The organism is Paraburkholderia lycopersici, assembly GCF_900096975.1.
In the GTDB taxonomy this organism is placed as follows: domain Bacteria; phylum Pseudomonadota; class Gammaproteobacteria; order Burkholderiales; family Burkholderiaceae; genus Paraburkholderia; species Paraburkholderia lycopersici.
In genome coordinates this window covers 107273-127396 of sequence record NZ_FMYQ01000016.1, presented here as the reverse complement: position 1 = coordinate 127396, position 20124 = coordinate 107273, and the positions used below count along the sequence as shown (strand labels likewise).

Genomic DNA, 20124 nt, shown 5'->3' with positions numbered 1-20124 from the left:
CGCTGGGCGCTTCGCATCTGTCCGGAAGGACTTCCGCGTCGTGCCGCATCCAGACGTGTTTACGGCACATGGCGCGCATGGTTTAGCCGCTCGCTGCCGCCGCCTGCAGAGCGACGTGAGGCGGCGTATCCTCATCGGTTCCCGCCCGCCCTTTTTTCTGGAGCCACCATGGAACTACGCAGGATCGGCACTTCCTCATTGCAGGTCGCCCCGCTCATGTTCGGCGGCAATGTCTTCGGCTGGACCGCCGACGAAGCCACTTCGTTCTCGATCCTCGACGCCTTCACCGACGCCGGGCTGAACTTCATCGACACCGCCGACGTCTACTCGGCCTGGGTGCCGGGCAACCAGGGCGGCGAATCGGAAACGATCATCGGCAAGTGGATCGCGAAGAGCGGCAAGCGCGACAAGGTGGTGATCGCAACGAAAGTGGCCAAGGATGCGCGCCGCCCCGGACTGTCGGCCGCGAACATTGCGGCAGCGCTGGAAGATTCGCTGCGCCGGCTGCAGACCGACCACATCGACGTCTACTTTTCGCACGAGGACGACCAGAAAGTGCCGCTCGAGGAGACGCTCGGCGCGTACCAGCGCCTGATCGACGCCGGCAAGGTGCGCGTGATCGGCGCGTCGAACTACACGGGGGCGCGCATCGAAGAAGCGCTCGCGGTCTCGAGAAAGTCCGGCCTTCCCGCGTATCAGATCATCCAGCCCGAATACAACCTGTACGACCGCGCTCAGTACGAAGCCGATATCGAACCGGTCGCCATGGCCCAGAAACTCGCGGTCGTGCCCTATTACAGCCTCGCGAGCGGCTTTCTCTCCGGCAAATATCGCTCGCGCGAAGATCTCGCGAAGAGTGCACGCGGCGCACGCGTGGAAAAGTATCTCGATCACCGCGGCATTCGTATTCTCGCGGCGCTCGACTATGTGGCCGAACGTCACGGCAGTTCGCTGGCAGCGGTGGCGCTCGCGTGGCTGATCGCGCGACCGAGCATTACCGCGCCGATAGCGAGCGCGACCTCGCTGGAGCAGCTCGAAAGCCTGACGGCCGCCGTGCAGCTCAAGCTCGATCCCGCCGACATCCAGGCGCTCAACGACGCGAGTGCATAACGGGGCCTGGTGGGGGAGTGGGCCCGAAACCGGCGTTAATCCAGGTGTCCTAACGGACATGGCGGGCGCGGCAGGCCTCGGTCTGCCGCGCAAGTCACTGAGTAGAATCAAGAAAGTGTGGTCCGGCTGATCTTTTCCTGATATCATTGAGAGTGAATTGAGATCTTTGCCTGTTTTGTTGCCGTGTTCGTTACTGTTGGCGGCCGCAAACCGGCGGTCAGGTGTGTTGCAGCAAGGTCGACCTGATCGCGTTCCGCTGTGAACCCCCTACTTCTCTTTTCCGGCCTCCGTGGCCGCCTTGCCTCTCGTTTAGCCCCAGCGTGGCGAACGACCGGAGGGCCGGCGCGCGAGCGATTTGACGCTCGCGCCTTTGAACCGTATCAAGCGATTTGAGTTAGGAAATACATGACGACGATTCTTCTGAAGGAAAACGAGCCGTTCGAAGTGGCCATTCGCCGCTTCCGCCGTGCAATCGAAAAGAACGGCCTGATCGCCGAGCTGCGTGAGCGCCAGTCTTACGAAAAGCCGACGGCCGTTCGCAAGCGCAAGAAGGCCGCTGCTGTGAAGCGCCTGCACAAGCGCCTGCGCAGCCAGATGCTGCCGAAGAAGCTCCACTAAGCTTTTTCGCGGTTTCGTAGTCCGCCAGACGGCGGCGCATGCTTCGCAAGAAGCTGCGCCGCCGTTTGCGTTTGTGCGTTTGCGTTGATTGGTGCGTTTGCTCGCCCTTGGCGAGATTAGACGCGCGGGTTCCAGGCGCCCACGCACGCCCGTCAGGCCCGACGCTTTTTCTTGCCTTGCGCCGCGCAGGCGGCGCGGCACATGCAACTGCGCTCGTGGTCGTTGACCATGCCCACCGCTTGCATGAACGCATAACAAATCGTCGTGCCGACGAATTTGCAGCCGTATTTCTTGAGCGCCTTGCTGAGTGCGTCCGAGACTTCGGTGGAGGCCGGCGCATCACGATACGACGCCCAGTCGTTCTGGATGGGCGTGTCGTTCACGAACGACCAGACGAATGTTGCGAGCGAACCGTGCTCGGCCTGGATCTGCTGTACCGCGCGCGCAGTGGCGATGGCGGCTTCGATCTTGGCGCGGTTGCGCACGATCGACGCGTCCTGCATGAGCGTTTCGACGTGTTTCGGTGTGAAGCGTGCCACCTTGTCGATGTCGAAGTTGGCGAAAGCACGGCGATAGCCTTCGCGCTTGTTGAGTATCGTGGACCACGAGAGCCCCGCCTGCGCGCTTTCGAGCACGAGCATTTCGAACAGATGCTGGTCGTCGCGCGACGGCATGCCCCATTCCTCGTCGTGGTATTGCACGTACAGCGGGGAGGCGCCAACCGATACCCAGTTGCAGCGGTGTGTCACGGTGAATTCTCCTTGCGAGACATCGTTCAGGCCACGCAAGCATAGCGGATCGGGGCTGCGCCGCCACCCTGGCCGGATGGCCGATTGTGTGAACGCGGTTAAGCCGCTAGTCTCTGCGGCACGGCACGATTTCAGGCCGGTTTTCAGCATTCGAACCCGACTCATCCGCGTGCGAGGCGCGGCAGACATCATGCAGAAATATTCCTGGTTGATCGGCGTGGACGGTGGCGGCACGGGCACGCGCGTCGCGCTCGGCGACACGAACGGCGTGGAGCTCGCGCGAGCTTCGGCTGGCCCGTCGGGCCTCGGGCTCGGCATCGAGCGCGCCTGGCAGTCTATCGAAGCAGGCTGCCGCGCTGCATTTGCACAAGCTGGCCTCTCGTTCGACTGGTCGCAATGCGTGCTTGGTTGCGGGCTCGCCGGTGTGAACAATCCCGACTGGCTCGCGGCCTTTCGCGCCGCCGCGTCGCCGGTGGCAGCCCTCGCGGTGGAAAGCGACGCCTGCACGACGCTGCTCGGCGCGCACGGCGGGGCGCCGGGCGTCGTGGTCGCGCTGGGCACCGGCAGCATCGCGGCCGCGCTCAATGCGGACGGCGAATGCCGCATAGCCGGCGGCTTCGGCTTTCCGTCCGGCGACGAAGCGAGCGGCGCGTGGTTCGGCCTGCGCGCCATCGTCTGGGCTCAGCAGGCCCTCGATGGACGCGTGGCGGCGGACGAATTCGCGCGGGCGCTGCTCGCGCATGTCGGCGCCACCGATCGCGACAGCCTCATCGTGTGGCAGTGCGCAGCCAATCAAACGGCTTATGCGAGCCTTGCACCGGTCGTCCTCGCGCATCGCGAGCATCCGTTCGTCGCGAAGCTATTGGCCGAGGCCGGCGTGGAGATCGCGAAGCTCATCGCCGCGCTCGACCCTTCGGCCAGCCTGCCCGCGGCGCTATCGGGCGGCCTCGGGCAACCTCTGCGTGAATGGGTGCCGCAGCCTGTGCGCAATCGCTTGCGCGCGCCGCTTGCCGACTCCGCGAGCGGTGCGCTGAGGCTCGCGCAGCGGGAAGCGCGGCAACTGGCCGGTGCCGTAGTGGGCAAAACTTAGTGGGCAAAACTTAGTTGGCAACTGAATGGGCAATTGAGCGAACAACCGGGCGAAAGAGCAGCGAGAAAAAAAGGGGGCAAGGGCGCGCGTGTTCCGCCCTTGGGGCGAATGCAAGACGACAAAGCGGCGACCTGCGTGGAACGTAGGCCAAGGGCGTAGCCAGGCCGCAAATGCTACGATTTGACGTTTCCCGCTAGCTGTCTGCTCACCATGTACAAGGTCATTGCAACCGATCTCGACGGAACGCTGCTCAACAGCGACCATCAGGTCGATCCGTTCACGGTTGCCACGCTCAACGCGCTCGATGCGCAGGGTCTGCCGTTCGTCATCGCGACCGGCCGTCACTATTGCGACGTGGCCGGCATTCGCGACGTGCTCGGCATCCGCCCGTATCTGATCACAGCGAATGGCGCACGCGTGCATGCGCCCGACGACGCGCTGATCCACGCGAGCAATCTGCCCGGGCCGGTGGTCGAGCGCCTCGTTGCGGCCGACACCGTTGGCGCGCACGGCCGCGTGATCGTGAGCATCTATACCGACGACGCCTGGCTCATCGACCGCCATGCGCCGGAACTGCTGGCGTATCACCAGGACTCGGGCTTCGAGTATCGCGTGGCGGACCTGCGCGCGCACGCGAGCGCGGGCATTGCCAAGGCGCTTTATATCGGAGATCCGGCGGATCTCGCCGACGTCGCCCAGAATCTCGCGCGCGAATTCGGCAACGCGCTCTATGTCACCTACTCGCTGCCCGATTGCCTCGAAGTGATGGTGGCCGGCGTTTCGAAGGGGCGCGCGTTGCGCGTCGTGCTCGACCGGCTCGGCGTGGACGCCGCAGGTTGCGTGGCGTTCGGCGACAACATGAACGACATCGATCTGCTCGAAACGGCGGGGCATCCCTTCATGATGAACAATGCCAATCCCGATCTCGTCAAGCGGCTGCCCTTGGTGCCGCGCATTGGCAATAACTTCGAAGCCGGTGTCGCGCATCACCTGTGCAAGCTGTTCGCGCTGGACGACGAACTCGCCTCATAAGCCGCCGAAGGCGACGGCACAGGCCCGGCGCGCGAGGCGCCGCCACGTCGCGAGTTATTGCGCGGCCGGCAATTGCGCGCACGGACAATCGTCCGGGCGCCCGTCGAGCCCTTCGCGCTCGTGCGAAAAGCGCGCACGAGCGGGGTCGCTGCTCCAGTCGATGCGCACCACGTAGATACTGTCGAAGTCGGCGCTCTCCCAGCGCGGCACGTCGTTTGCGGTGCCGCCATGCGCGGCGATCACGCGTCGCACGAACGCCTCGATCTCCCGATGCTCCCATGCGACCACCACGGTGCGCCCGCGCCATCGCGGGGCGATGAGCACGGCCTGCAGCGAATCGATTTGCGAATGGCCGTAAGGCGTCTGGATCGGCATGCCGAACTGGATCGCGGTCGGCTCGATGGTCGCGAGCGGCCGCACGTAGTAGTAGGGCTGGCCGTTGTCGTCCTTCTGTTCGCCGGGGTCGGGCGCGTAGACGGCGTCGGGTTTGCCGTACCTGGCCGCGATCACGGCCGGCAGTGCGAGCGCGCGATTCAGTCCCTTGCAACTGAGCTGGCCGAGCCCTTCGGGCGGCTTTTCGCCGTGGCGCACGAAGACGAGCGTCTCCACATTGCGCGTATCGCGTGTGGACGCCGTGCTACTGGCGCTCGCCTGCGTCGTCTCGCCGGCGCTGGCGACTGCAGCCCGCGGTAGCGGCGCGCAGGCGCAAACCAGTGCGGCCAGGCACGCGGCGAGCCGGATCGGCCGGGGTCGTGAGCGTTTCATGCAGGTGTGAGTTCCAGGTGGCAAGACGGTGGAAAATCGCCCGATTCTAGCAGCGCGGCGCCGGCATGCCGGTCAGTTCGCCAACCAGTCGTCTGGACAAGCGCATTGCGCGACACCTCGAAAAGTCGATTTGAAGGGCGCGTGTAAAGCGCCGGCGCCGCGAAATGCCGGATTCCGGACAGTCATCCATTTGGATGGCGCCGCGGATTGTCAATTTCGACGTAATTGACCGAATTATTGCAATGGGCGTATCCGAAATTTCGCAAAGAGACGTCGAACGTTAAATCACGAATTGACGAGATAACGCAGTATTAATAGCGATTGCGAATTCCGTTATTTACGTCTAATCTCCGATCGAGTCGCTTTCACGGGCAATGAAGGGGGAATAGAAATGTCGCAATATTCAGAACTCAAGGCGCAGATCGCAAAACTCCAGGCTCAGGCGGAAGAGGCGCGGCGCACGGAAATCGCAGACGTCATCGCCACGATCAAGGAAAAGATTGCCGAATACGGCCTTTCCGCCCAGGACCTCGGGTTTGCCGAAGCCGCGCGCCGTGGACGGCCGCCGAAGAAGGCGCCGCTGCCCGCGCGCTACCAGGACCCGAAGACCGGCGCGACCTGGAGCGGGCGCGGCAAGCCGCCCAAATGGATCGCGGGCAAGAACCGCGAGCGCTACCTGATCGCCTGACGCGCGGCCGCGCGGGAAGCCGGCCAGGCGTGCGCACGGACGGAATTGAAATTCCAATAAAAAGAGCCGCATGGACCATGCGGCTCTTTTACGTGTCGCGCGTAATCGATGTGCAATGGCGCTATTCGCCGGCTCGCAAACGATTCACGTCGGACATTTGTCTGTATTTATCCTGAAAGCTGCAGCGCATCGCATTCAGCCCGCGGCGACCCGGCGCAGTACCGGACGCTGGGCGGCTTCGATGAGCGCCGTATATGTGTCGACATAATTGCCGGCCATGACGTGCGACGTGAATCGGCGTTCGAACTGGCTACGAATCGCTTCGCGCGAAAGCGAATCGATATTCTGGAGCGCCGCCACGGCGCCTTGCACGTCTTCGACGATATAGCCGGTCAAGCCCGGATCGATCACTTCCGGCACCGATCCGCGGTTGAAGGCGATCACCGGTGTGCCGCACGCCATCGCCTCGATCATGACGAGGCCGAACGGCTCGGACCAGTCGATCGGGAACAGCAGCGCCTTCGCCCCCGAGAGAAACGCGGGCTTCTGCTCTTCATTGATTTCGCCGATGAACTCCACATGCGCCTGCGAGAGCAGCGGCTCGATCTCGGTCTTGAAGTAGTCCTGGTCGACCTTGTCGACCTTGGCGGCGATCTTGAGCGGCAGGCCCGAGAGCGCGGCGATCTTGATGGCCGTGTCCACGCGCTTTTCCGGGCAGATGCGGCCGAGAAACGCAAGGTATTCGGGTTTGCGGTCGGTTTGCGGCGTGAGCAGGTTCTGCGGCAGGCCGTGATAGATCGTGTTCTGCCATGCGGCCTGCGGCAGCGGCTGGCGCTGGGAATCCGAGATCGAAATCACCGGCGCGTTCGGGAACTGCTCGAATACCGGTTGCAGCTCCGGCAGGTCCAGGCGGCCATGCAGCGTCGTGACGAACGGCGTGTCCATGGTCGAGAACAGCGGGAACGGCAGGTAATCGAGGTGAAAGTGCAGCACGTCGAATTCGTGCGCCACGCGGCGCACGCGCTCGAGCAGCACCATGTGCGGAGCGAGCGCGTCGCGGATCGTCGGGTCGAGGCGCAGGGCGCGCGGCCAAGCGGCTTCGAGGTTCGCCGAAGTGACCGAATCGCCGCTGGCGAACAGCGTCACGTCGTGGCCGAGGTCGACCAGCGCTTCGGTCAGATAGGACACGACGCGCTCGGTCCCGCCATAGAGCTTGGGCGGAACGGCTTCATAAAGTGGCGCAATTTGTGCGATTCGCATTGTTCGATCTCCTGGGGCAAAAGCCGCGTGTGCTACGAACGCATGCGGTGCGGCACTGCGGCGGTACGACGGTATCGGGTTATCCCTGACTCCCGATTATGGCCATTTCGCCGCCCGATACACGCGGTTTTGCAAACGCTTAATGTTGTTACAGCGGGATACAGCGGGTGTAATAGGGCTTTGCAAAGCGTCACGCAGCATGGGCGCGCAATGCGCAATTCGCGTGCCTGAACGGTGCGACTCACACCAGGGCGTGACGCACCGATGAAAAATCCTGTAATCTACAGACGATTTCGCGCCTATGCGCCCGACATGGCGCGCACCGCCCTCCGCCTCCTCTCCCACCTGCTTGTCAGAAAAATTCCTACGCGCATGCGAAGGTTTTTCTCGCAACGCGTCGCGGCGTCCGTCCGATTTCCATTTGCTCGCGCCCCGGCCACAATGCAACCACGACCATAAACAGCCGTTTGGCGGCGCTCGAACTGCAGCCGGGCGAGCAAACGTTTTCCGCGGGCGGACCGACCAGCCGCCGCGTTTTGATTCGGGGGAATCCATGAGCGCGACGACGCACAGCGACATGCTCAATGAGATCAAGGAAGTGAACCTGTCGTACCTGTTGCTCGCGCAACGTCTGCTGCGCGAGGACAGGCCGGCCGGCATGTTCCGCATGGGCATCTCCGAGCAGTCTGCGGAGGTGCTCGCGAGTCTTTCTTTCGCGCAGACCGTACGCCTTGCCGCATCGAACCAGCTGCTTTGCCGCTTCCGGTTCGACGATCACACCATTCTGAGCGCGCTTGCCGACAAGGGCAAAACCGCGCCGACCCACTCGGCCATCATCATGGCGGGCCAGGACGTCGAGCAGATCGGCTGAACCGGCACGCGCCGCAACGCGCGGCACGCATTGCCCCGTGCGGCCCGCGAGCGGCTGCCGGGGCAGTGCGCATTCCCTTGCGGCTTCCAACGGATGTTTATGGCGACGAAGAGTGTGGTGCAGGAGGTAAAGGAGATCGCGCTGGCGATCGAGCTCATCGAGCTGGGCGCGCGCCTACAATTGCTCGAAGCGGAGACCTCGCTCTCGCGCGACCGCCTCGTCCGGCTTTACAAGGAAGTCAAGGGCGAATCGCCGCCCAAGGGCATGCTGCCGTTTTCGACCGACTGGTTCATGACCTGGCAGCCCAACGTCCATTCCTCGCTGTTCTACAACACGTTCGTGTTCATGAGCCGTCATGCGCGCTGCGAGCCGATCCACGCCATCGTGAAGAGCTACCGGCTCTATCTCGAGCATCTGCGGCTGCAGGACGAAGCGCCGGCGCTGAGCCTCACGCGCGCGTGGACGCTCGTCCGCTATTTCGCCTCGGGCCTGCTGCAGATGACGCCGTGCAGCCGCTGCGGCGGCCGCTATGTGGCCCACGCGCACGACCCGCAGCGCGGCTTCGTGTGCGGACTTTGCCAGCCGCCTTCGCGGGCTGGGCGCACGCGGCGCAGCGGCATGACGTCGCGGATCGCGGCTTGACGCTGCCGGCGCGGATCGCGAACCGGGATAAACCCCACCCGGCCGCGCGGTGACGCCGTGGCGGGGCGCCATCCGGCGCTTCGCGCGGCCGGGCGCGGCTTTGCGCGCTCAGGCCAGCAATCCCGGCCGCGCGCGGCGTTGCGACCCGGCCCCAGATTTTTCCGCCATGCCGGCGCGCCTTGGCCGGGACGCGTCCGGAGAACGGGCGGCCCGGGCTCACCCAATCCCAAAGTTTTTCGCGCCGATGCCGTAAACCCACCTAAGGGCGCGGGCCGACGGCGGTTCGCGGCGCAATTCTAGTGAGGACCCGGCAGTGCTGATTATCGTGGGAACACTCGTGACGATCTTGTCCGTCTTCGGCGGCTATGCATTGGAGGGCGGCCATCTGGGGGCCCTCATGCAGCCAATGGAGCTGCTCATGATCGGCGGTGCGGGCGTCGGCGCCTTTGTCCTCGGCAACGGCATCAAGACGATCAAGGCCACGCTGCGCGTCATCCCGACGCTGTTCAAGGGCGCCAAGTACAACAAGGACGTGTACATGGAGCTGCTCGCGCTGCTCTACGTCCTGCTCGCGAAGGCGCGCAAGGAAGGCACGCTCACGCTCGAAGCGGACATCGACGATCCGCAGAAAAGCCCGATCTTCACGCAGTACCCGAAAATCCTCGCCGACCACCACATCGTCGAGTTCCTCACCGACTACCTGCGGCTCATGGTGGGCGGCAACATGAACGCGTTCGAAATCGAAAGCCTCATGGACGAGGAAATCGAAACGCACCACTCGGAGGGCGAGGCGCCCGCGCACGCGCTCTCGAAGGTGGGCGACGCAATGCCGGCGTTCGGTATCGTCGCGGCGGTGATGGGCGTCGTGCACACCATGGCTTCCGCCGACAAGCCGCCTGCGGTTCTCGGCGAAATGATCGCCCAGGCGCTGGTGGGCACGTTCCTCGGCATTCTGCTTTCGTACGGCCTGATCGGCCCGCTCGCGAGCCTCGCGGAGCAGCGCGTGACCGAGTCGACCAAGATGTTCCAGTGCATCAAGGTGACGATCCTCGCGAGCCTGAACGGCTATGCGCCCGCGATCGCCGTGGAGTTTGGCCGCAAGGTGCTGTTCTCGACCGAGCGCCCGTCGTTCACCGAGCTCGAAGAGCACGTGCGTCGCGTGAAGGCGAAGTAAGGCGGGGATGCTGCGATGAGCAACAACAAGGACCGCGCAATCGTCGTCAAGCGCGCCGCGCCGAAGAAGGGGGCGCATCATGGCGGCGCCTGGAAGCTCGCCTACGCGGACTTCATGACCGCGATGATGGCGTTCTTCCTGCTGATGTGGCTGCTCTCGTCGGCTTCGACCACGCAGCTACGCGGCATTGCCGACTATTTCAACCAGCCGCTGAAGATCACGCTCTGGGGCGGCGATCGCAGCGCCGAGGATTCGAGCATTCTGAAGGGCGGCGGGCGTGACATCTCGTCGCAGGAGCAGGGCGTCACGCGCCGCAGCGACGGCGCGACCGAACGCTCCGAGCGCAACGCCTCGAAGCACAACGACGACGACGCGACGAAACAGCTCGAAGGCTCGCTCGAGCGCCAGGAGCAGGTGCGCCTGCACGATCTGCAGGTGAAGCTGATGGCCGCGATCGAGGCGAACCCGGTGCTGCGGCAGTTCAAGCAGCAAATCCGCATCGACTCGACGTTGATGGGCCTGCGCATCGAGATCGTCGACTCGCAGAAGCGCCCGATGTTCGCGACGGCGCGCGACGTGGTCGAGCCGTATATGCGCGACATCCTGCAGGAGATCGGCAAGACGCTGAACGACGTGCCCAACCGCATCGTCGTGCAGGGCCACACCGACGCCGTGCCGTACGCGGGCGGCGAGAAGGGCTACAGCAACTGGGAGCTTTCCGCAGACCGCGCGAACGCCTCGCGGCGCGAGCTGATCGCGGGCGGCATGGACGAATCGAAGGTGTTGCGCGTGCTCGGCCTCGCGTCGACGCAGAACCTGAACAAGGCCGATCCGCTCGATCCCGAGAACCGCCGCATCAGCATCATCGTGTTGAACAAGAAGTCCGAAGACGCGCTCATGCACGACGACTCGACCACCACCACGCTCTCGGACGACGCGGCGGGCTCGGGCAAGAGCCTGCCCGCGCTCTCGCCCGAAGCGGCGCCGGCCAGGGCGGCGCCCGCGCCCGTGCGCGTCGTGCCGAAGGTGGCGCCGGTGGCGGCGGTAGCGCCGGAAGTGCCCGTGGCGCCGCCCGTCATCGAACCGGCGGCGACGGCGAACGCGCCGGCAGACGCGCAATGACAACGAGGAACGGATGATCAGGAACATTCTGGCGATCGACGATTCGGTGTCCATGCGGGAGATCCTGCGTGCGGCGCTCGGTTCGGCAGGCTACGAAGTGACGGTGGCGAGCGACGGCGACGAAGGGCTCGAGCATGCGCTCGCCGAGCGCTTCGATCTCGTGCTCACCGACCTTTACATGCCGCGCATGGGCGGACTCGACCTGATCAAGCGGTTGCGGGCGAATCCTTCGTACCTCGAAACGCCCATTCTCGTGCTGACCACGGAATCGGACGAAGGCTTCAAGGCAGCCGTGCGCGACGCAGGCGCGACCGGCTGGATCGAAAAACCGGTGGACCCCGAGCTGCTCGTCGACCTGGCGAGCGCGCTTGGCGGGGCGAACCCATGAGGCGCCGCGCGGCGTCCAACCCGGCATTTAACGCGGTGAAAGAGCAATGACTCTCGACATCACTCAGTTCTATCAGACGTTTTTCGACGAGGCGGACGAGCTGCTCGCGCAGATGGAGCAGCTTCTCCTGAACCTGAACGTGGGCCGCCCGGACCCCGAGGATCTCGCGGCGATCTTCCGCGCGGCGCACTCGATCAAGGGCGGCGCGGCGACGTTCGGCTTCACGGCCTTGACCGAGACGACCCACATCCTCGAATCGCTGCTCGACCGCGCGCGCAACAACGAGCTCGTGCTGCGCAAGGACATGATCGACACGTTCCTCGAAACGAAGGACGTGCTCTCCGACCAGCTCGCCGCCTACCGCGCGAGCGCGGAGCCCGACGCGGCGGCCGCGGCCGCCGTGCGCGCGAAGCTCGAGCACCTCTATGCGGAAAGCCGCGGCCTGCCCGCGCCCGAAGCCGCTGCGGCACCCGCACCCGCTCCCGCTCCCGCTGCGGCCGCACCCGCTCCCGCCGGCGATTCGGAAGCGGACCTCGACGCCGCTTTCGAAGCGCACAGCACGCTCGGCGCCGCGGGTCAGGGTACGCCCGAGCACGTCGTGAACGAGGCGATGGAAGCTGCGGGCGCGTCCGCGCAAGCCGGCGGCGAAGCAGGCGGCGAAGGTCCGCATCTGCGCGTCACGTTGCGCGCCGTGGACGCGAAGGACCAGGACCTGCTCGTCGAGGAACTCGGCAACCTCGGCCGCATACTCGGCCAGGTAAAGACCGGCGACGACCTCACGCTGTGGCTCGAAACCGACGTGCCCGCCGACGACATCATCGCGGTGTGCTGCTTCGTGATCGACGAGAAGCAGATCTCGATCGGCCGCGGCGCCGCACCGCAGGCCGAGGCGCAACCGGCCGCAGCGGCGCCCGAAGCCGCGACCATGCCGGCCGCGCCCGCACCGGCGGCCCCCGCGCCAGCGCCGGCTGCCGCCGCGCCCGCAGCGGCGGCAAGCACGAGCGCGCCCGTGCCGGCGGCGCCGCATCCCGAACACGAAGCGCCGCACGCCGCCGTGAGCGCCCCCGCGCATGCCGAAGGCGAGCGCAAGGCGCGTCCGGCCGCAGGCGCGACGTCGGCCGAAGGCAGCTCGATCCGCGTGGGCGTGGAAAAGGTCGACCAGCTCATCAATCTCGTGGGCGAACTGGTCATCACGCAGGCGATGCTGGCGGAAACCACCAGCACGTTCGATCCGGCGCTGCACGACCGCCTTTTCAACGGCATGGCGCAGCTCGAGCGCAACGCGCGCGACCTGCAGGAAGCGGTGATGTCGATCCGCATGATGCCGATGGATTACGTCTTCAGCCGCTTCCCGCGCCTCGTGCGCGATCTCGCGGCGAAGCTCGGGAAGGAAGTCGAGCTTGTCACCTTCGGTCAGGCGACCGAACTCGACAAGAGCCTCATCGAGCGCATCATCGACCCGCTCACGCACCTCGTGCGCAACTCGCTCGACCACGGCATCGAAACCGTGGAGGCGCGCCGCGCCGCGGGCAAGGACGGCACGGGCCAGCTCGTGCTCTCCGCCGCGCACCATGGCGGCAACATCGTGATCGAGGTGAGCGACGACGGCGCGGGCCTGCGCCGCGACAAGATCCTCGCGAAGGCGCTCAAGCAGGGCATGCCGGTGAGCGAAACCATGAGCGACGACGAAGTCTGGAACCTCATCTTCATGCCGGGCTTCTCGACCGCCGAGCAGGTGACGGACGTTTCCGGCCGCGGCGTGGGCATGGACGTGGTCAAGCGCAACATCCAGTCGATGGGCGGCCACGTCGAGATCACCTCGCACGCGGGCAAGGGCACCACGACGCGCATCGTGCTGCCGCTCACGCTCGCGATTCTCGACGGCATGTCGGTGAAGGTCGGCAACGAAATCTTCATCCTGCCGCTGAACTTCGTGATGGAGTCGCTGCAGCCGCGCCACGAAGACATCTATACGGTCACCAACGGCGACCGCGTGGTGCGCGTGCGCGGCGAATACCTGCCGCTCATCGCGCTGCACCAGGCGTTCAACGTCGAAGGCGCGCGCACGGACCCGACGCAGGGCATCGTCACGATCATGGAAACCGAGGGTCGGCGCTTCGCCATGCTGATCGACGAGCTCGTGGGCCAGCAGCAGGTCGTGGTGAAGAACCTCGAAACCAACTATCGCAAGGTGCACGGCATTTCGGCGGCGACCATTCTCGGCGACGGCAGCGTCGCGCTGATCGTCGACGTGGCCGCGCTCAACCGCGAGACGCGCGCCACGCACGGCGTGAGCGCGAGCGCGAATTCGGGCGCGTTCGCCGAATTCGCGTAACCGTTGTGTAGTCCGGACGCACTCAACCAACCATTTCCCAACCGTTCAGGGGCTAACGTGGCAGAAGTCCAATCGATTCAGGGCAGCGGCGCGCAAAGCGCGGCGCTTGCCGGCGCGCAACGCCGCGACGCGCAGCAGGCCGAGGCAGGCGGTCAGGAATTCCTCGTCTTCACCCTCGGCGCGGAAGAGTACGGCATCGACATCCTCAAGGTGCAGGAAATCCGCGGCTACGACAGCGTGACGCGCATCGCGAACGCGCCCGAGTTCATCAAGGGCGTCATCAACCTGCGCGGCATCATCGTGCCGATCGTCGACATGCGCATCAAGTTCCATCTGGGCCGCGTCGAGTACGACCATCAGACGGTCGTCATCATCCTGAACGTCGCGCACCGCGTGGTCGGCATGGTGGTGGACGGCGTCTCGGACGTGCTCACGCTGCAGACGGACCAGATCATGCCCGCGCCCGAATTCGGCGCCACGCTCACGACCGAGTACCTCACGGGTCTCGGCACCGTGGACGGCCGCATGCTGATCCTGATGGACATCGAGAAGCTGATGACGAGCCGCGAAATGGCGCTGATCGAGGCGCTGGTCTAACCCGCTGCGAAGCGCGCACGAAGGAAAACCGGGGGGGCCGCAAGGCCGGCGTGAGAGAGAGAGCGGAAAGCCGCCGCCAAGAAGCGGCAAGCCGCCTTCGTCTCCCCGCGCCTCGCAACGGCTCAGGGCGACGTTCGCCCGCGCCGTCCAACCGTCCCGATCGCACAGGACAGGAGCAAACGAGATGCTGCAAAGATGGTCGATCCGCACGACGCTCACGGGCGTCGGGATCATTCTGGTTGCGCTGACCGTACTGGTCGGTTCGCTCGGACTCTACGCGCTCGGGCGCGCAAGCGACTCGTTCGGCGAGATCGTGCAGGGCGACCTCGTCGCGATGCACGCGCTCAACGACGCGTCATCGTATTTGCTGCGTTCGCGCGTCGCGGTCGATCGCGCCAGCGCGCTCGCGGCGGCGGGCCAGGCCGACGAGGCGAAGCAGGCCGTCGATCGCGCCGAGGAATTGCTCGGGAAGTCGAACGAAGCCTGGCAGGCCTTCCAGAATGCGCCGAAGGGCGGCCTCGACGCCGCCACGCTCGAAGCGCTCGCGGCCAAACGCGCGACGCTCATGCAAGACGGCGTGCAGCCCGAATTCGCGGCCTTGCGCGCAAACGATCAAGCGGCTTATCACGCGATCGCCGACACGAAGATCAGCCCGATGTTCGTCGATTACGACAACGTGGCCGCCCCGCTCGCCCAGGCGCTGCAGGACGGCGCGCAGGCCCGCGAGGCCACCGCGCGCGGGAAGATCTCCGTCATGCGCATGGCGATCGGCGCGGTGATCGCGATTGCGCTCATGCTCGTGGTGGCGATCCGCCTCGCGCTGCGCGGGCTCATCGTGCAGCCGCTCGCCGACGCCATGTCGTGCTTCGAGCGCATGGCCCAGGGCGATCTTTCGCAGCCGGTGCACGTGTACAGCAACAACGAGATCGGACGTCTCTTCGGCGCCGTCAAGCGCATGCAGGAAAGCCTCGTCACGCTCGTGAGCGCCGTGAATTCGGGCGCGAGCTCGATCGACATCGGCGCGCGCGAGATCGCGATGGGCAACACCGACCTGTCGCAGCGCACGGAGCAGCAGGCCGCGTCGCTGCAGGAAACCGCGTCGAGCATGGAGCAGCTCACCGGCACGGTGCGCCAGAACGCCGAGAACGCGCGCCAGGCGAGCCAGCTGGCCGTCAACGCGTCGGACATCGCGACGCGCGGCGGCGAGGTGGTCGGCGAGGTGGTGAACACGATGCAGGACATCGCCGTGAGCTCGGCGAAGGTCGTGGACATCATCAGCGTGATCGAAGGCATCGCGTTCCAGACCAACATCCTCGCGCTCAACGCGGCCGTGGAAGCGGCGCGCGCGGGCGAGCAGGGCCGCGGCTTCGCCGTGGTGGCGGGCGAGGTGCGCAGCCTCGCGCAACGCAGCGCGAGCGCGGCAAAGGAAATCAAGGAGCTCATCAACGACGCGGCCGGGAAGGTGCAAAGCGGCTCGCAACTCGTTGGCCGCGCCGGCACGACGATGGAGGATATCCTCCAGGCCGTGCGCCGCGTGACCGACATCATGGGCGAGATCAGCGCGGCGTCCGAGGAGCAGTCGGGCGGCATCGAGCAGGTCAACCGCGCGGTCACGCAGATGGACACCGTCACGCAGCAAAACGCGGCGCTCGTGGAGCAGGCGGCCGCCGCGGCGGCATCGCTCGAAGAGCAGACGCGCCAGCTGCAGAGCGTGCTCGGCACGTGGCGCACGGGCGGCGCGCAGATGCGCGGCGCGAGCGCCGCGGCGCCCGCAAGCGCGGCGCGTGTGACGCCGGCCGGCGCGCCGGCGGCCGCGAAGCGCACGATGCCGTCGGCGTCGGTGGCGTCGGTGGCGTCGGTGGCGTCGTCGGCGAAGGCGGTCCCGGTGGCTTCGCCCGCGGCGTCGGCGGAGGCTGCCGCGCAACCGCCGGCCAAGCCTGTAGCCAAGGCGCCGGCCAAGCCGGCGGCGAAGCCCGCGGCGGCGCCTGCGCGCGCCGAATCGCATCCGGGTCCGGTTGCTTCCGCTTCCGATGATTCGGACTGGGAAACGTTCTGATCGGCGGCAGCGAACTGACGCACAGTGAAGCACTGAACACGACGAGCAACGGCAATGCACATGAGCGCAACCCAACGGCATGATCCGCCGCGCGCCGCCCTCGGGGCGGCGCGCGCCCGGGTCGTCCGTGCGCCGCACGCATTGCACGCGGGCAGGCACGGCGCACGCGCGAACGGCGTCCGGGCCGCCCATGCAGCGAGCGGCGCGCAAGGCGAAGGAGCACCGGCATGAAAGCGCTGCGACTTTCGCGCCACGACGCCGACGACGCGGCGCGCGGCGCGGCGGCGGGCGGGGGTGGGGAATCCAGCCGCGACTTCGAGTTCACGTCGGCGGACTTCGAGCGCATTCGCGCGCTCATTTACCGCCGCGCGGGCATCTCGCTCTCGGACCACAAGCGCGACATGGCGTACAGCCGCCTCGCGCGGCGGCTGCGCGCGCTCGGCCTCGACAGCTTTCGCGAATATCTCGACCAGCTCGAAGCAAGCCACGACGCGAGCGAGTGGGAAGCGTTCACGAACGCGCTCACCACGAACCTCACGGCGTTTTTCCGCGAGGCGCATCACTTCCCGATCCTCGCGGACTTCGTGAAGGGCCGCCCACAGCCGGTTTCGGTGTGGTGCTCGGCCGCTTCGACAGGCGAGGAGCCGTATTCGATCGCGATGACGCTCGTCGAAGCGCTCGGCGAGCGCGCCGCGCGCGAAGCGCGCGTGCTCGCCACGGACCTCGACACGCAGGTGCTCGCCAAGGCCGACGCGGGCGTCTACGCGTTCGATCAGGTGAAGCACCTGTCGCCCGAGCGCCTCAAGCGCTTCTTTTTCAAGGGCACAGGCTCGCACGCCGGGCTCGTGAAGGTGCGCCCGGAGCTGCGCGCGATGGTCAAGTTCGAGCAGCTCAACCTGACCGACGCGGACTACGGATTGCGCACGACCTTCGACGCGATCTTCTGCCGCAACGTGATGATCTACTTCGACAAGCCGACCCAGTCGCAGGTCCTCACGCGCTTCGAGCCGCTGCTGAAGCCGGACGGCCTGCTCTTCGCGGGCCATTCGGAGAACTTCACCTACGTCACGCAGGCCTTCCGGCTGCGCGGCCAGACCGTGTACGAACTCGTGCGCGGCGGCGGCGCGGGCCAGGCGCCGCGCCGCGCCGGCGACGCAATCGGAGTGCCGGCATGAGCGCACGCCTCCCGATCGCGACGAATCTCTACTTCGACACGTATTTCCAGCGCCCCGGCGTGAAGCTCCTGCCCAACGAGTTCTACACGACGAGCGAGGACATGGTGCTCATGACCGTGCTCGGCTCGTGCGTGGCCGCCTGCATCCAGGACCGCGCGGCCGGCATCGGCGGCATGAATCACTTCATGCTGCCCGACGACGGCGCGGACTCGTCCCATGCGCTCGCCGCCACTTCCGACTCGATGCGCTACGGCGCCTACGCGATGGAAGTGCTCATCAACGAGCTCATCAAGGCGGGCGGGCGCCGCGAGCGCTTCGAGGCCAAGGTGTTCGGCGGCGCGGCGGTGCTCGCGGGCATGACGACGATGAACATCGGCGACCGCAACGCGGCGTTCGTGCGCCGCTACCTCGCGACGGAAAACATCCGCATCGTGGCGGAGGACCTGCAGGGTTCGCATCCGCGCAAGGTGGCGTTCCTGCCGCGCACGGGCCAGGTCATGGTGAAGAAGCTGCGCCTTTCCCAGGACGCGAGCGTGGCGGAGCGCGAGCGCCAGCTCGCCGCGCAAACGGCCGAAGCGCGCGCCGAACGGCTCGCGCGGGCGCGGGCGCGCGTCGAGCTGTTCGGGCTCGGCAGCGCGGCGCGCTCCGGCGCGGCGGCGCAGCCCGCCCAGGCGGCCCAGATTTCCCAATCCCAGCCGCAGCCCGCGCGCGGCCGCATCGAGCTGTTCGGTTCGAGCGTGCCGTCCGCGCTGCGCCCACCCGGTCAAGACAACGCCAGGACAGTAGAGGAGGCGTGAACGCTGTGCAAAAAATCAAGGTTCTCTGCGTCGACGATTCGGCGCTGATCCGCAGTCTGATGACGGAAATCATCAACAGCCAGCCCGACATGACGGTCGTCGCCACCGCGCCCGATCCGCTCGTCGCGCGCGAGCTCATCAAGCAGCACAACCCCGACGTGCTCACGCTCGACGTGGAAATGCCGCGCATGGACGGCCTCGACTTCCTCGAGAAGCTCATGCGCCTGCGGCCCATGCCGGTCGTGATGGTGTCGTCGCTGACCGAGCGCGGCAACGAAATCACGCTGCGCGCGCTCGAACTGGGCGCCGTCGACTTCGTGACGAAGCCCAAAGTCGGCATTCGCGACGGCATGCTCGAATACTCGGAAAAGCTAGCCGACAAGGTGCGCGCCGCCGCGCGCGCCCGCGTGCGCGCCCACCATGCGCCGGTCGCTCCGGCGGGGGGCGCGGCCGGCCACGCACACGGCGCGCACGGCCATGCCGCCGCGCCCGCCGCGAACCCGGCGCCGATGCTCAACAATCCGCTCGTCTCGACCGAGAAGCTGGTCATCATCGGCGCGTCGACGGGCGGCACCGAGGCGATTCGCGAAGTGCTGCAGCCGCTGCCGCCCGACGCGCCCGCGGTGCTCATCGCGCAGCACATGCCGCCCGGTTTCACGAAGTCGTTCGCGCAGCGCCTGAACGGGCTGTGCCGCATCGCCGTCAAGGAAGCGGAACACGGCGAGCGCGTGCTGCCCGGCCACGCCTACATCGCGCCGGGCCACGCACACCTCTTGCTCGCTCGAAGCGGGGCGAACTACATCGCGCATCTGTCCGACGACCCGCCGGTGAACCGGCATCGTCCGTCGGTCGACGTGCTGTTTCACTCGGCGGCGCTGCACGCAGGCAAGAACGCCATCGGCGTGATTCTCACGGGCATGGGCCGCGACGGCGCGGCCGGGCTGCTCGAAATGCGCCAGGCCGGTGCGTACACGCTCGCGCAGGACGAGGCGAGCTGCATCGTGTTCGGCATGCCGCGCGAGGCGATTGCGCTCGGCGCCGCCGACGAGATCGCCTCGCTCCCGGACATGAGCCGGCGCGTGATGGCCCGCCTCGCCTCGATGGGCGACCGGGTCCAGCGCGTTTGATTGACGACCAATATCGGGATGTCGTGCCGGCGGCTCGCGCTTGCACGATCGCTCGCGATTAATTTATCTGGATAGGCAGTGCGCTTCTCTGGATAATTGCCCGGGTTTTCGCCTGGAGGAATGGAACGAGATGGATAAGGGAATGAAGATTCTGGTGGTGGACGACTTTCCGACGATGCGCCGGATCGTCCGCAACCTGCTCAAGGAACTGGGCTACTCGAACGTCGACGAGGCCGAGGACGGCGCCGCGGGCCTCGCGCGCCTGCGCGGCGGCAGCTACGAGTTCGTGATCTCCGACTGGAACATGCCGAACCTCGACGGCCTCGCGATGCTCAAGGAGATCCGCGCCGACGCGAATCTCTCGCATCTGCCCGTGCTGATGGTCACGGCCGAGTCGAAGAAGGAGAACATCATCGCGGCGGCGCAGGCTGGCGCGAGCGGCTACGTGGTGAAGCCGTTCACGGCGGCGACGCTCGACGAGAAGCTCAACAAGATTCTCGAGAAGATGGCCAAGACGGGGAGCTGACG

The 20124-nt window shown here is 66.3% G+C and carries 20 protein-coding genes; 17 read left to right on the top strand and 3 right to left on the bottom strand.

Annotated features, from left to right (window positions below):
- Nucleotides 1–168: 168 nt before the first annotated feature.
- Nucleotides 169–1110 carry an aldo/keto reductase gene (locus BLU17_RS18355; protein ID WP_091999249.1) on the top strand — a complete coding sequence of 314 codons (942 nt, stop codon included), beginning with the start codon at nucleotides 169–171 and terminating at the stop codon, nucleotides 1108–1110.
- A 405-nt stretch (nucleotides 1111–1515) separates the two neighbouring features.
- On the top strand, nucleotides 1516–1728 hold the full coding sequence (rpsU, locus tag BLU17_RS18350; protein ID WP_006401410.1) for a 30S ribosomal protein S21: 213 nt from the start codon (nucleotides 1516–1518) through the stop codon (nucleotides 1726–1728).
- A gap of 152 nt (nucleotides 1729–1880) precedes the next feature.
- On the opposite strand, the gene BLU17_RS18345 is transcribed toward rpsU, so the two are convergent.
- A complete protein-coding gene (locus BLU17_RS18345; RefSeq protein WP_091999246.1) occupies nucleotides 1881–2477 on the bottom strand; it encodes a DNA-3-methyladenine glycosylase I in 597 nt (198 codons plus the stop codon).
- Nucleotides 2478–2667: 190 nt separating this feature from the next.
- On the opposite strand from BLU17_RS18345, the gene BLU17_RS18340 reads away from it, so the two are divergent.
- Nucleotides 2668–3567, top strand: coding sequence for a glucosamine kinase nucleotide-binding domain-containing protein (locus tag BLU17_RS18340; protein ID WP_091999243.1), 900 nt, complete (start codon nucleotides 2668–2670; stop codon nucleotides 3565–3567).
- A 210-nt stretch (nucleotides 3568–3777) separates the two neighbouring features.
- On the top strand, nucleotides 3778–4599 hold the full coding sequence (locus BLU17_RS18335; protein WP_091999240.1) for a Cof-type HAD-IIB family hydrolase: 822 nt from the start codon (nucleotides 3778–3780) through the stop codon (nucleotides 4597–4599).
- A 54-nt stretch (nucleotides 4600–4653) separates the two neighbouring features.
- On the opposite strand, the gene BLU17_RS18330 is transcribed toward BLU17_RS18335, so the two are convergent.
- Nucleotides 4654–5364, bottom strand: coding sequence for a histidine phosphatase family protein (locus BLU17_RS18330; RefSeq protein ID WP_143189278.1), 711 nt, complete (start codon nucleotides 5362–5364; stop codon nucleotides 4654–4656).
- Between the two features lie 391 nt (nucleotides 5365–5755).
- Here BLU17_RS18330 and BLU17_RS18325 point away from each other — a divergent pair, with 391 nt between their 5' ends.
- The gene (locus BLU17_RS18325; RefSeq protein ID WP_091999234.1) at nucleotides 5756–6052 is read left to right on the top strand and encodes an H-NS histone family protein; all 297 of its coding nucleotides are present in this window, start codon (nucleotides 5756–5758) and stop codon (nucleotides 6050–6052) included.
- Nucleotides 6053–6247: 195 nt separating this feature from the next.
- Here the strand turns inward: BLU17_RS18325 and BLU17_RS18320 are convergent, their stop codons facing one another.
- On the bottom strand, nucleotides 6248–7312 hold the full coding sequence (locus tag BLU17_RS18320) for a glycosyltransferase family 4 protein (RefSeq protein ID WP_091999231.1): 1065 nt from the start codon (nucleotides 7310–7312) through the stop codon (nucleotides 6248–6250).
- Nucleotides 7313–7865: 553 nt separating this feature from the next.
- On the opposite strand from BLU17_RS18320, the gene flhD reads away from it, so the two are divergent.
- From flhD to cheY, 12 genes are all read left to right on the top strand, one after another.
- Complete coding sequence (gene flhD, locus BLU17_RS18315) at nucleotides 7866–8183, top strand: flagellar transcriptional regulator FlhD (RefSeq protein ID WP_091999228.1); 318 nt, start codon at nucleotides 7866–7868, stop codon at nucleotides 8181–8183.
- A gap of 99 nt (nucleotides 8184–8282) precedes the next feature.
- The gene (gene flhC, locus BLU17_RS18310; RefSeq protein ID WP_091999225.1) at nucleotides 8283–8825 is read left to right on the top strand and encodes a flagellar transcriptional regulator FlhC; all 543 of its coding nucleotides are present in this window, start codon (nucleotides 8283–8285) and stop codon (nucleotides 8823–8825) included.
- Between the two features lie 313 nt (nucleotides 8826–9138).
- Nucleotides 9139–9999 (top strand): flagellar motor stator protein MotA, encoded by an 861-nt coding sequence (motA, locus tag BLU17_RS18305; RefSeq protein WP_091999222.1) that lies wholly within the window; start codon nucleotides 9139–9141, stop codon nucleotides 9997–9999.
- 15 nt (nucleotides 10000–10014) lie between these two features.
- Entirely contained in the window at nucleotides 10015–11121 is a 1107-nt protein-coding gene (gene motB / locus BLU17_RS18300; protein WP_218137023.1) for a flagellar motor protein MotB, read from the top strand.
- A gap of 13 nt (nucleotides 11122–11134) precedes the next feature.
- Nucleotides 11135–11509, top strand: coding sequence for a response regulator (locus BLU17_RS18295; RefSeq protein ID WP_091999220.1), 375 nt, complete (start codon nucleotides 11135–11137; stop codon nucleotides 11507–11509).
- Between the two features lie 46 nt (nucleotides 11510–11555).
- Complete coding sequence (cheA, locus tag BLU17_RS18290; RefSeq protein ID WP_091999218.1) at nucleotides 11556–13844, top strand: chemotaxis protein CheA; 2289 nt, start codon at nucleotides 11556–11558, stop codon at nucleotides 13842–13844.
- Between the two features lie 57 nt (nucleotides 13845–13901).
- A complete protein-coding gene (cheW, locus tag BLU17_RS18285; RefSeq protein ID WP_176929131.1) occupies nucleotides 13902–14441 on the top strand; it encodes a chemotaxis protein CheW in 540 nt (179 codons plus the stop codon).
- A 184-nt stretch (nucleotides 14442–14625) separates the two neighbouring features.
- The gene (locus tag BLU17_RS18280) at nucleotides 14626–16497 is read left to right on the top strand and encodes a methyl-accepting chemotaxis protein (protein WP_091999216.1); all 1872 of its coding nucleotides are present in this window, start codon (nucleotides 14626–14628) and stop codon (nucleotides 16495–16497) included.
- Nucleotides 16498–16724: 227 nt separating this feature from the next.
- Nucleotides 16725–17672 (top strand): CheR family methyltransferase, encoded by a 948-nt coding sequence (locus BLU17_RS18275; RefSeq protein ID WP_091999214.1) that lies wholly within the window; start codon nucleotides 16725–16727, stop codon nucleotides 17670–17672.
- On the top strand, nucleotides 17669–18469 hold the full coding sequence (gene cheD / locus BLU17_RS18270; protein WP_091999212.1) for a chemoreceptor glutamine deamidase CheD: 801 nt from the start codon (nucleotides 17669–17671) through the stop codon (nucleotides 18467–18469). Before BLU17_RS18275 ends, cheD begins: the two co-directional genes overlap by 4 nt.
- Entirely contained in the window at nucleotides 18466–19596 is a 1131-nt protein-coding gene (locus tag BLU17_RS18265) for a protein-glutamate methylesterase/protein-glutamine glutaminase (RefSeq protein WP_091999209.1), read from the top strand. Before cheD ends, BLU17_RS18265 begins: the two co-directional genes overlap by 4 nt.
- A gap of 130 nt (nucleotides 19597–19726) precedes the next feature.
- Nucleotides 19727–20122, top strand: coding sequence for a chemotaxis response regulator CheY (gene cheY, locus BLU17_RS18260; protein ID WP_042268995.1), 396 nt, complete (start codon nucleotides 19727–19729; stop codon nucleotides 20120–20122).
- The last annotated feature ends 2 nt before the right edge of the window (nucleotides 20123–20124 follow it).

What these genes read in the sequence shown, in the direction of transcription:
- BLU17_RS18355 (WP_091999249.1), top strand. Translation starts at nt 169, where the DNA reads ATGGAACTACGCAGGATCGGCACTTCCTCATTGCAGGTCGCCCCGCTC.
- rpsU (WP_006401410.1), top strand. Translation starts at nt 1,516, where the DNA reads ATGACGACGATTCTTCTGAAGGAAAACGAGCCGTTCGAAGTGGCCATT.
- BLU17_RS18340 (WP_091999243.1), top strand. Translation starts at nt 2,668, where the DNA reads ATGCAGAAATATTCCTGGTTGATCGGCGTGGACGGTGGCGGCACGGGC.
- BLU17_RS18335 (WP_091999240.1), top strand. Translation starts at nt 3,778, where the DNA reads ATGTACAAGGTCATTGCAACCGATCTCGACGGAACGCTGCTCAACAGC.
- BLU17_RS18330 (WP_143189278.1), bottom strand. Translation starts at nt 5,364, where the DNA reads ATGAAACGCTCACGACCCCGGCCGATCCGGCTCGCCGCGTGCCTGGCC.
- BLU17_RS18325 (WP_091999234.1), top strand. Translation starts at nt 5,756, where the DNA reads ATGTCGCAATATTCAGAACTCAAGGCGCAGATCGCAAAACTCCAGGCT.
- BLU17_RS18320 (WP_091999231.1), bottom strand. Translation starts at nt 7,312, where the DNA reads ATGCGAATCGCACAAATTGCGCCACTTTATGAAGCCGTTCCGCCCAAG.
- flhD (WP_091999228.1), top strand. Translation starts at nt 7,866, where the DNA reads ATGAGCGCGACGACGCACAGCGACATGCTCAATGAGATCAAGGAAGTG.
- flhC (WP_091999225.1), top strand. Translation starts at nt 8,283, where the DNA reads ATGGCGACGAAGAGTGTGGTGCAGGAGGTAAAGGAGATCGCGCTGGCG.
- motB (WP_218137023.1), top strand. Translation starts at nt 10,015, where the DNA reads ATGAGCAACAACAAGGACCGCGCAATCGTCGTCAAGCGCGCCGCGCCG.
- BLU17_RS18295 (WP_091999220.1), top strand. Translation starts at nt 11,135, where the DNA reads ATGATCAGGAACATTCTGGCGATCGACGATTCGGTGTCCATGCGGGAG.
- cheA (WP_091999218.1), top strand. Translation starts at nt 11,556, where the DNA reads ATGACTCTCGACATCACTCAGTTCTATCAGACGTTTTTCGACGAGGCG.
- BLU17_RS18280 (WP_091999216.1), top strand. Translation starts at nt 14,626, where the DNA reads ATGCTGCAAAGATGGTCGATCCGCACGACGCTCACGGGCGTCGGGATC.
- BLU17_RS18275 (WP_091999214.1), top strand. Translation starts at nt 16,725, where the DNA reads ATGAAAGCGCTGCGACTTTCGCGCCACGACGCCGACGACGCGGCGCGC.
- cheD (WP_091999212.1), top strand. Translation starts at nt 17,669, where the DNA reads ATGAGCGCACGCCTCCCGATCGCGACGAATCTCTACTTCGACACGTAT.
- cheY (WP_042268995.1), top strand. Translation starts at nt 19,727, where the DNA reads ATGGATAAGGGAATGAAGATTCTGGTGGTGGACGACTTTCCGACGATG.